Source organism: Nitritalea halalkaliphila LW7 (genome assembly GCF_000265075.1).
GTDB lineage: Bacteria > Bacteroidota > Bacteroidia > Cytophagales > Cyclobacteriaceae > Nitritalea > Nitritalea halalkaliphila.
Window position 1 is genome coordinate 43,142 of sequence record NZ_AJYA01000057.1, and the last position, 8,242, is coordinate 51,383.

Genomic DNA, 8,242 nt, shown 5'->3' on the forward strand with positions numbered 1-8,242 from the left:
AAGAAAAACACCCTGACAGCCGTTACGCCATCAGGGTGTTTTTTTATGCTTGGGCCCGTGGGCCAAAAAATACGCACTTAACGTCTGCTACGCGCACGCTTCATCGGATTATCGCCTGTGCTCACGCCACGCGCACCGCCACTGCTCTTAAAGAGCTCGAATCGGGAAGGCGTAAACTGCCGCGGCCAGTAGTTATTCGACTCATCGATGTCCGCCGTTTCCCGGTACGGATCCAGCACGATGCTCGCTACCTCTTTCTTCTTGGCAAAAACCTTCGTCACCTCTTGCTCATTTAGACGCCAAATCTCGGCAGGAATACGCTCTATCTCGGAGGTACCATCCGTGTAGTTAAACTGCAGAATTAACGGCATCACTAAACCACCGATATTCTTAAAGTGCAACTCATAAAAGTTCATGCCCGAGTTTAATAGCTCCTTTTCTTTCGCAGAAAGAGAGGCCATGAAATTTTTATAAGCCGTCTCATCTTCTGGCGTCACCGTAAAACGATCGTAACTGTTGTAGAAATCACGCGTCGCTGGATCCGCCTCGACCACCGTCTGCGCGATATCTTCTTTGTTATACGTTCTAGACACAGAGCTTTCCTCTCGATCGAAAGCCTCACGCTGCGCGGCCTTCCGCTGCGCAGGAGTGCGATTATCCAGCTTATACCAGTTCGCATGCTCTATGGAAATATCTACCGCGTCCGTGCCGAAGAACCAGCCTCTCCAGAACCAATCCAGATCCACCCCTGAGGCATCTTCCATCGTGCGGAAGAAATCTTCCGGCGTGGGGTGCTTGAACATCCAGCGCTGAGCGTAGGTCTTAAAAGCAAAATCAAATAGCTCACGCCCCATGATCGTTTCACGTAAAATATTTAAAGCAGTGGCAGGCTTCGCATAGGCATTCGGCCCGAACTGAATTATATTTTCAGAATTCGTCATAATCGGCTCCAGCAGGTGCTTTTCACTCCGCATGTAAGGCGCGATTTTATGCGCTGGCCCACGACGTGAAGGGTAATCTCTGTCCCACTCCTGCTCCGCTAAAAACTGCATAAAGGTATTCAAACCCTCATCCATCCACGACCACTGCCGCTCATCAGAGTTTACAATCATCGGGAAATAATTATGGCCTACCTCGTGAATGATCACGGATATCATGCCATACTTCACTGCATCAGAGTATGTGCCATCTGCATCCGGTCTTCCATAATTAAAACAGATCATCGGATACTCCATCCCATTACTGGCTTCCACCGAAATGGCCACCGGATACGGATAATCGAAGGTCTTTTCAGAATAGGATTTAATCGTATGCGCCACCACACGGGTAGAATACTGCTCCCAAAGCGGATTGCCTTCTTTTCCATAATAGGACATGGCCAGCACATCATTTCCGCCCTGCTTCACAGCCATCGCATCCCAGATAAACTTGCGAGAGGAGGTCCAAGCGAAGTCACGCACGTTTTCCGCATGAAAAATCCACGTTTTCTTCTCGCGCGAACGTTGCTTCTCTAAGCGCTCCGCCTCCGCCTGCGTACGGATAATCACCGGCTTGTCGTAGGTCTGCTGCGCCTGACGGTAACGGGCCAGCTCCTGCGCACTCAATACCTCCTCCGGGTTTTGAAGCACGCCCGTAGCACCCACCATGTGATCCGCCGGCACAGTGATTTTTACCTTATAATCGCCGAAAACCTGCGCGAACTCCCCGCGACCAACGAACTGCTTATTCTGCCAGCCTTCGAAGTCAGAATACACGGCCATTTTAGGGAACCACTCCGCTAAGGTGTACAGGTAGTTTCCATCCGCCTCGAAAAACTCATAGCCAGGACGACCACCGATAAAACTCATGCGATCATGGATATTAAAGGCCCAGTCCACAGTAAACTGCACCTGCGCGCCAGGCTGTAAAGCCTGCGGCAAATCCAGACGCATCATCGTCTTATTTATCGTGACCGGAATGTCATTGCCCTGCATATCCTTCACCGAATTAATCTTCAGGCCGATATCCAGATCATGCCAGAGAATCCCTTCCAGCTGGCGCAAATTCATGCGCGGATTAATCCGAGACTCCTGAATTTTCGGTGTATTCGAATCCGCCGCACGCTCGTTCTGGTCCAGCTGAATCCATAAATACGAAAGTGGATCAGGTGAATTATTGTAATAAGTGATCGTCTGAAAGCCCTTTATGGCCTGCTTCTCATCATCCAGCTCCACCTCGATGTCATGGTCCGCCTGCTGCTGCCAGTACAAATGCCCCGGAGCCCCCGACGCTGTACGGTACACATTTGGTGAGCGCAGCATGGGACCTAACTGCTCGAAACGCTCCGCATGCCGCTGTTCGCTCCACTGTGCCTCCGCCAGAGACGAAGCCAGCAAGCCCGCGGCTAAGAAGTAAAGAATTTTTCTCATATAGCTTGATTTTGTGCCTAAGGCACATCATTTACCAAAATAATAAACGCCAAGATACGCAGCCAGAGGCAGAACCCAAAGAAAATTCTTCTGCTAGCGCCCTTTTCTACGGTAAATGGCAGAAAAAAAAAGGGCCACACCTATGGATTATGTCCTACACCCACGAAAAATTCGCGCTTACCAGTAGCGGGCATCCAAGAGCATCATAATGGCCATCCCTAAAACCACCGCCGAGGTCACCAGCGTCCAGTCTCTTCTCGGCATGCTGAAAATCCCAACAAAAATGCTCGTAAACACTAAGAAAAAAGCCACGATCACAAGCTGACCCACCTCTAAACCCACATTAAATGCAAAAAGAGGCTGCAGAATGGAAGCTTCCTGACCCAAAAGGGAGCGGAGATAATTCGAGAAACCCAGCCCATGAATGAGACCGAAAATCCCCGCATACAGGTAATTCAGCTGCAAGCCCGACCCTACCTTCGGACGTGGTTTAAACACGTTCGTCAGCGCAGTAATCGCGATTGTCACCGGAATTAGAAACTCGATCAGCTCCTCATTTACCCGTATTAGGTTTAGGGTGGCTAGCGCCAAAGTCAGGGAGTGCCCCAGCGTAAAAGCCGTCACCAAAATGATGATGCGCTTCCAGTCACGCGGCATATAGAGCGCACAAAGCACCACCACAAACAAAATATGGTCGAAGCCCTCGAGATCTAAAATATGCTGAATGCCAAGTTGGAAATACAACTGAAACTGATTCATATCTGGAAATTGAAAAACTTATCCTTAATTTCGAAGCGTAATATTAAGGCATATTTTGCACATTTAGTAAAAAATTCAAAATAGAATGCTCGGAACCTCACTGCTTTTTTCGTTGATCTTCTGGTGGAACAGCCATCCCTTTTACATCAGCCTGACTGACATGCGGTATAACCCACAGACGACGCAGCTGGAAATCGCCCAAAAGATATTTTGGGATGATCTGGAGGTGACCTTGGCCAAAAAGGCGGGCAGCCCCGTAGATTTTCTAAACCCGGAAGACCCCGAGCGCCTACAGGAGCAGATCGAAGGCTACCTCCTGGCACATAACCGCATACGAATCAATGGACAGTGGCTGAAGTTGAGCTACCTCGGCTTCGAAATCGAAGAGGATGCCGCTTGGTTTTACTTGGAATCCGACCCCGCCTCCCTTCCCGAGGAAGTGGAAATACACTGCAGCGTACTGGTGGACGAGTTCCGGGGGCAGCAGAACATTGTTAATTTTTTTCGCGATAAAAAACCGAAGAGCTTGATTTTAACGAAAAACAAGCCCTCCGGAAGTCTAAAACTGCGCTAAACAGCGGCGCTTAAAGGAAGTGATCCCTTTAAAAACGCATCCCACTCTCCGCTAAAGCTTCCTTGATATCGGGGGCTAATGCCTTGATAATTACTTTTTCATTCGAAAAACGGCTGGCTGTAGCGTTTACTTTGGCCGACCAGGCCACCCCTAAATCACGGGCATCCATCAGCAGAAAAGTACCCTTCGTGCCGATAGCCTCCGGATTCGTCTGGAAGGTGTGGAGCTGCTGCTCGACGTAAAGCAGGACATAATCCACCTCCAGCTCGTACTTCACACGGTAGAAAAAATCCTTCAGGCCGGTGGGGGGATTCCGACGAAAAATGCGCTCGGGGCTCATCACCAGGGTGGGGCGCACCTCTTTCTGCAGGGCGTCACGGAGCAGCTGTCCTCGGCTGAGAAGCTGCTCATCTTTCAGTGCCGGCAGCAAAATCCGCTCGAAGTTGGTTTCATTTATCTCCTGCACCTCGAAATTCGAAGAAGCATAGAGCAGCAGAAACGCCTCACTGTTTTTAGGCAGGGCCTTGCGCTCTTTCACATTTAAGGTCACTTCTTTCACCCCGCAGGCAGAAAAAAGCAGGCTAAATAAAAGGAATCCAGCCAGATAGGCTGTTAAGGGATAGAAGGGTTTGTTCATACTTTTTAGGGTCTAAGAAAAGGGAAAGCACGCAGGAGCTGCCAGCGGCCATCGATTTTTTTTAAAAGGTGCAGGCTGTCCAGCCGCTCTCGGTACTCGGGCCTCAAGGTTCGTGCCCAAGCCCACACCTCCGGGAAATCCCGCTTTTTGATGTCCCCGAAAGCAACAGTCAAATGCGGCTGAAAGTTTAGATCGCTTAATTCTTCTGGGCACCCGTAGCTCCGGCGCAGGTGCTGCACGCAGGCCTTTTGCAGCTGTGCGAGGGCTTCACTGGGCAGCACACGCATGTAAATCACGCGCCCCCGAAACTGCCCCATGCCTTTCAGGTGAAGCGAAATCGGCTCCTGCCCCTCGAAAAAAGCCTCCAGCTGCCGAATCAGCAGCCCCTCCTTGGATTCTACGAGGGAAAAAGGCATCTTAAGGGTCACATGGGAAGGGGACTTTTGCGCGTAGCGCAAAGCAAACCGCCGCTCAAATTCCCCCTTTAGCCCCTCCGCAGCAGCGTACAGCGGGTCAGGCGGAATCCAAGCCAGGAAGTACTTCGCCAGCGTTTTCGGCATGTCTGTCAAATATTTTTTGTAAAGTTAGGGATAAGCTGCTTAATTTAAACCTTGTATCCCGCACTGCCGGGCGAAAATTTACTTTATTCAACCATGAGCCAATTTAAAACCGCCATGCTGGGGCTGGACCTCAGCGAAATGGATGCCCTTCTACTGAAAAAAACTGCCGCTGTAGCCGATGTGCTGGGCATCGAGCGCCTGTACCTGATTCACGTGGCGGCCGACCTGGAGCTGCCGGAAGAGCTGCGCAGCCAGTACCCGGACCTACTGGCACCCGTGGATGAGGGAATCGCCAGCACGCTGGAACTCGCGGCCGCGGAAGCCTTCTCAGACCGAAAAGTGGCCGTAGAGGTGCTGGTGAAAGAAGGGAATAAAGTGGAAACCGTGCTGCGCTGGGCGAAAATAAAAGATGTAGACCTGCTCATCAGTGGCCGAAAAGACCTACTGCCTGGAAGTGGGAGCCTGTCTAAGTCCCTCGCGGAGAAGGCCCCCTGCTCCGTCCTTTTTCTTACGCAGAAGGAGGGGGCGCTAGCGCCAAAGCACATCCTCATGCCCATGGATTTTTCCTCCCACTCTAAGCGGACCTGGGAGAGCGCTCAGGTTCTTTTGAGAACCGAACAAGCCCGACTTACCGGCCTGCACCTCTATGATGTCCCTGTAGGCTACTCGAAAACAGGCAAGTCGCGCGAGGAATTTGCCAGTATCATGGAAGGACATGCCCGAAAAGCTTTCGAGCGTTTCCTCGAAAAAAATAAGCTCCCTACCTTTGACTGCCTCTTCGAGGCCAAAGAAGAAGGCAAAAGCGGACAACAAATTTTACGCATCGCAGAAGCCCATGGCTCCGACTTGATCCTCATGGGCAGCAGAGGGCGCAGCGGCTCAGCAGCCGTCTTACTCGGCAGCACTGCCGAAAAGCTGGTCCATGCCAACTATAAAATCCCCATGCTGATCCTGAAGCAAAAAGGGGAAAACATGGGCTTCTTGGAGGCACTTTTCCGCCTCTAAAGCGAAAAAAGAAACGGAAAAAGCCCCTTCTCTGTGCGAAATGCCAGAAAAGGGGCTTTTTATGTGCCTTTAGGCAGCAGGACTCCACCTCAGTTTAGATAATACGAACGCTTCGCCACCCGTTCCGCAGGAGTCGGATCCCGGTCGAAAAGCACAGGCCGCTGGTTATGCCAGTCGGTATGCTCCTGAAAAAAACGGCCCAGCATAAGCAGCTTCTCTTCCTCGAATAAGTTCGCCAAGAAAGTAATCGAGGTCGGCGCCCCACTTTCCGTGAAACCATTCGGCAGACAGAGTGCCGGTTGTCCGGTCAGGTTCGTGATCGCGAGCTGGCTACCGCCAAAGGAAGGGCTAATTACCACATCATACGCTTGCATCCAGCTGTGAAACGCCTCTTGCAGCAGGCTGCGGACGCGAGCGGCCTGCAAATATTCTACCGCGGGAATAAAACGTGCCGAGCGAAAAATGTTTGGCCAGGCACGCTTATCCTGTGCCACCAGCAGCCCATCCTCCCCACTTCGTGTAAGGGCATCGAACGCTGCCGCCCCTTCGGCATACAACATTAAAATCAGGTCTCGCGAGGGGATGTCGATGTCCAGCTGCACCGCCTCCAGTTGCAGCCCCGCAGCCCGCAGCGCCTCCAGCACCGCCAGGTCATTTTGCGCCCCGGCGCCCTCTCCACGAAAATACGGCTCGATATAAGCGATTTTCAGGTCCTCCACTTTCCGGCTCGCCTGATAAGTGAAGCCCGCCGCCACAGTACTTTTGTCCTTCGGGTCCGCTCCCTGAATCACATCCAGGACCAGCGCATTATCCAAGGCAGAGCGTGAAATCGGCCCGATCTTATCCATGGACCAGCTGAGCGCCATGGCGCCGTGCCGGCTGACACGCCCGAAGGTAGGCCGCAGCCCCGTGACCCCATTCCGTGTAGAAGGCGAAACGATGCTCCCCAGCGTCTCCGTACCGATCGCAAAGGGCACCAAGCCCGCCGCCACCGCAGAGGCCGAACCCGCCGAAGAACCGCTCGCCCCCTGCTTCAGGTTCCAGGGTTTTTCGTCACCCCCCCATACCAAACATCACCCATAGCCAGCGCCCCGAGGGTCAACTTGCTCACCAGCACAGCCCCTGCCGCATCGAGACGCTCCACGATATGCGCCGTCTCGTCGATCTCCTGCTCCTTAAACGGCATAGCACCCCAGGTCGTCTTCGTTCCTTTCACAGCGAGCAGGTCCTTTGCCCCGTAGGGAATCCCATGGAGCGGCCCCAGGTAAGTGCCTGCGGCCAAAAGGGAGTCTGCACGACGGGCTTGCGCCAAAGCACGGTCTTCCAGTAACGTGATCACTGCCTCCAGCGTGTCCCCAAAAGCCTTATGCCGATCGATGTAAATTTGCGTGAGACGCTCCGAGCTCAACTTGCGCTCTCGGATGAGCACGGACAGCTCCGCCACCGATAAAAAGGCTATGTCCACCTCCCGCTCGGGCAGGGCCACCGCAGCTGCGTCAGGCAAACCCCAGTCCGGCTTAGCAGCGGTCGTAGGGGGCGTAAAACCATGTGGAAGTGGATTAAAATAGAGCGCTGGCGCCACCGAATTATCCAGTTCTTCCTGACGCAGACGCCCATAAGAAGCCCGATTAGCCGCCACATTCCCCAGCATGCTATCCAGCTGGCCGCCTCGAAATCCAGATCAATCACCTGCGCCGCCTCCCGAAGTGTATCTATGGTCAGCGCCGCCTGCTGCCGCCCCACCAGGTAGCCCCCCGTAACGAGAAGCCCTGCCGCGGCCATCCCTGCTACAAAACGTAATTTTTTATTCATATAAACTCCTTAGCTTTGTTGTCCTATAGGGCTTAAAGATAGAAAATACTTTTAAGCGCTTAACATCTCTTGATACGAATTGGTTAAAATGCCTAGAGGAAACGAAATGAATATGGCAACGACAAACACGACCACCCCCATTTTTCCAATGCCCATGCGCGGCATTTTGCTGCTAGCCGGCATGTACAGCTTCGCTTGGGCGGCCTTTTTCCGGTACTTCGGTGAGGATGTGCTGCGCTGGCTGGCCATGCAAAGCACCTGGGACAGCAGCCTCAGCGCCCAGTATTTTGGAGCCTTCGGCATGCTCACGGGCTTCCTGTTGTTTTTAAGCGCTTTCTACCCGATTAGCTGGATATACCTGCTGATCGCCGGCATGGCTGGAAACTCATCGCCGCCATCTGGTTCAGCCTCGGCTTATACCTGAGCTGGGCTGGAATAAGCGCAGCCTTTTTCATCTCTTTTCACCGAACTGCTTTGGCTTATCCCT

Annotated in this window: 10 protein-coding genes; 3 read left to right on the forward strand and 7 right to left on the reverse strand. The window is 52.7% G+C overall.

Annotated features, from left to right (window positions below; translation table 11 throughout):
• Positions 1–77: 77 nt before the first annotated feature.
• Together A3SI_RS14300 and A3SI_RS14305 are read right to left on the reverse strand one after the other, a co-directional pair.
• The gene (locus A3SI_RS14300) at positions 78–2,408 is read right to left on the reverse strand and encodes a M1 family metallopeptidase (RefSeq protein ID WP_009057003.1); all 2,331 of its coding nucleotides are present in this window, start codon (positions 2,406–2,408) and stop codon (positions 78–80) included.
• A 177-nt stretch (positions 2,409–2,585) separates the two neighbouring features.
• Positions 2,586–3,167, reverse strand: a complete 582-nt coding sequence (locus A3SI_RS14305) for a HupE/UreJ family protein (protein ID WP_009057005.1) — start codon at positions 3,165–3,167, stop codon at positions 2,586–2,588.
• 85 nt (positions 3,168–3,252) lie between these two features.
• Between A3SI_RS14305 and A3SI_RS14310 the strand changes: the two genes are divergently transcribed.
• Entirely contained in the window at positions 3,253–3,741 is a 489-nt protein-coding gene (locus A3SI_RS14310) for a DUF6702 family protein (protein WP_009057006.1), read from the forward strand.
• A gap of 28 nt (positions 3,742–3,769) precedes the next feature.
• Here A3SI_RS14310 and A3SI_RS14315 read toward each other — a convergent pair whose 3' ends face one another.
• Together A3SI_RS14315 and A3SI_RS14320 are read right to left on the reverse strand one after the other, a co-directional pair.
• On the reverse strand, positions 3,770–4,378 hold the full coding sequence (locus A3SI_RS14315) for a hypothetical protein (protein WP_009057008.1): 609 nt from the start codon (positions 4,376–4,378) through the stop codon (positions 3,770–3,772).
• Positions 4,379–4,383: 5 nt separating this feature from the next.
• Complete coding sequence (locus A3SI_RS14320) at positions 4,384–4,938, reverse strand: 2'-5' RNA ligase family protein (RefSeq protein ID WP_009057010.1); 555 nt, start codon at positions 4,936–4,938, stop codon at positions 4,384–4,386.
• 93 nt (positions 4,939–5,031) lie between these two features.
• Here A3SI_RS14320 and A3SI_RS14325 point away from each other — a divergent pair, with 93 nt between their 5' ends.
• Positions 5,032–5,943, forward strand: coding sequence for a universal stress protein (locus A3SI_RS14325; protein WP_040671052.1), 912 nt, complete (start codon positions 5,032–5,034; stop codon positions 5,941–5,943).
• Positions 5,944–6,032: 89 nt separating this feature from the next.
• Here A3SI_RS14325 and A3SI_RS14330 read toward each other — a convergent pair whose 3' ends face one another.
• From A3SI_RS14330 to A3SI_RS21130, 3 genes are read right to left on the reverse strand one after another with little or no spacing between them, the layout of a single operon-like run.
• Positions 6,033–7,013, reverse strand: coding sequence for an amidase (locus A3SI_RS14330; protein WP_262491789.1), 981 nt, complete (start codon positions 7,011–7,013; stop codon positions 6,033–6,035).
• On the reverse strand, positions 6,977–7,447 hold the full coding sequence (locus A3SI_RS21735; protein WP_262491790.1) for an amidase family protein: 471 nt from the start codon (positions 7,445–7,447) through the stop codon (positions 6,977–6,979). Before A3SI_RS21735 ends, A3SI_RS14330 begins: the two co-directional genes overlap by 37 nt.
• Positions 7,399–7,755 carry a hypothetical protein gene (locus tag A3SI_RS21130; protein WP_238531790.1) on the reverse strand — a complete coding sequence of 119 codons (357 nt, stop codon included), beginning with the start codon at positions 7,753–7,755 and terminating at the stop codon, positions 7,399–7,401. Before A3SI_RS21130 ends, A3SI_RS21735 begins: the two co-directional genes overlap by 49 nt.
• A gap of 112 nt (positions 7,756–7,867) precedes the next feature.
• On the opposite strand from A3SI_RS21130, the gene A3SI_RS14335 reads away from it, so the two are divergent.
• Positions 7,868–8,179 carry a hypothetical protein gene (locus A3SI_RS14335; RefSeq protein WP_193782429.1) on the forward strand — a complete coding sequence of 104 codons (312 nt, stop codon included), beginning with the start codon at positions 7,868–7,870 and terminating at the stop codon, positions 8,177–8,179.
• Positions 8,180–8,242: the final 63 nt, after the last annotated feature.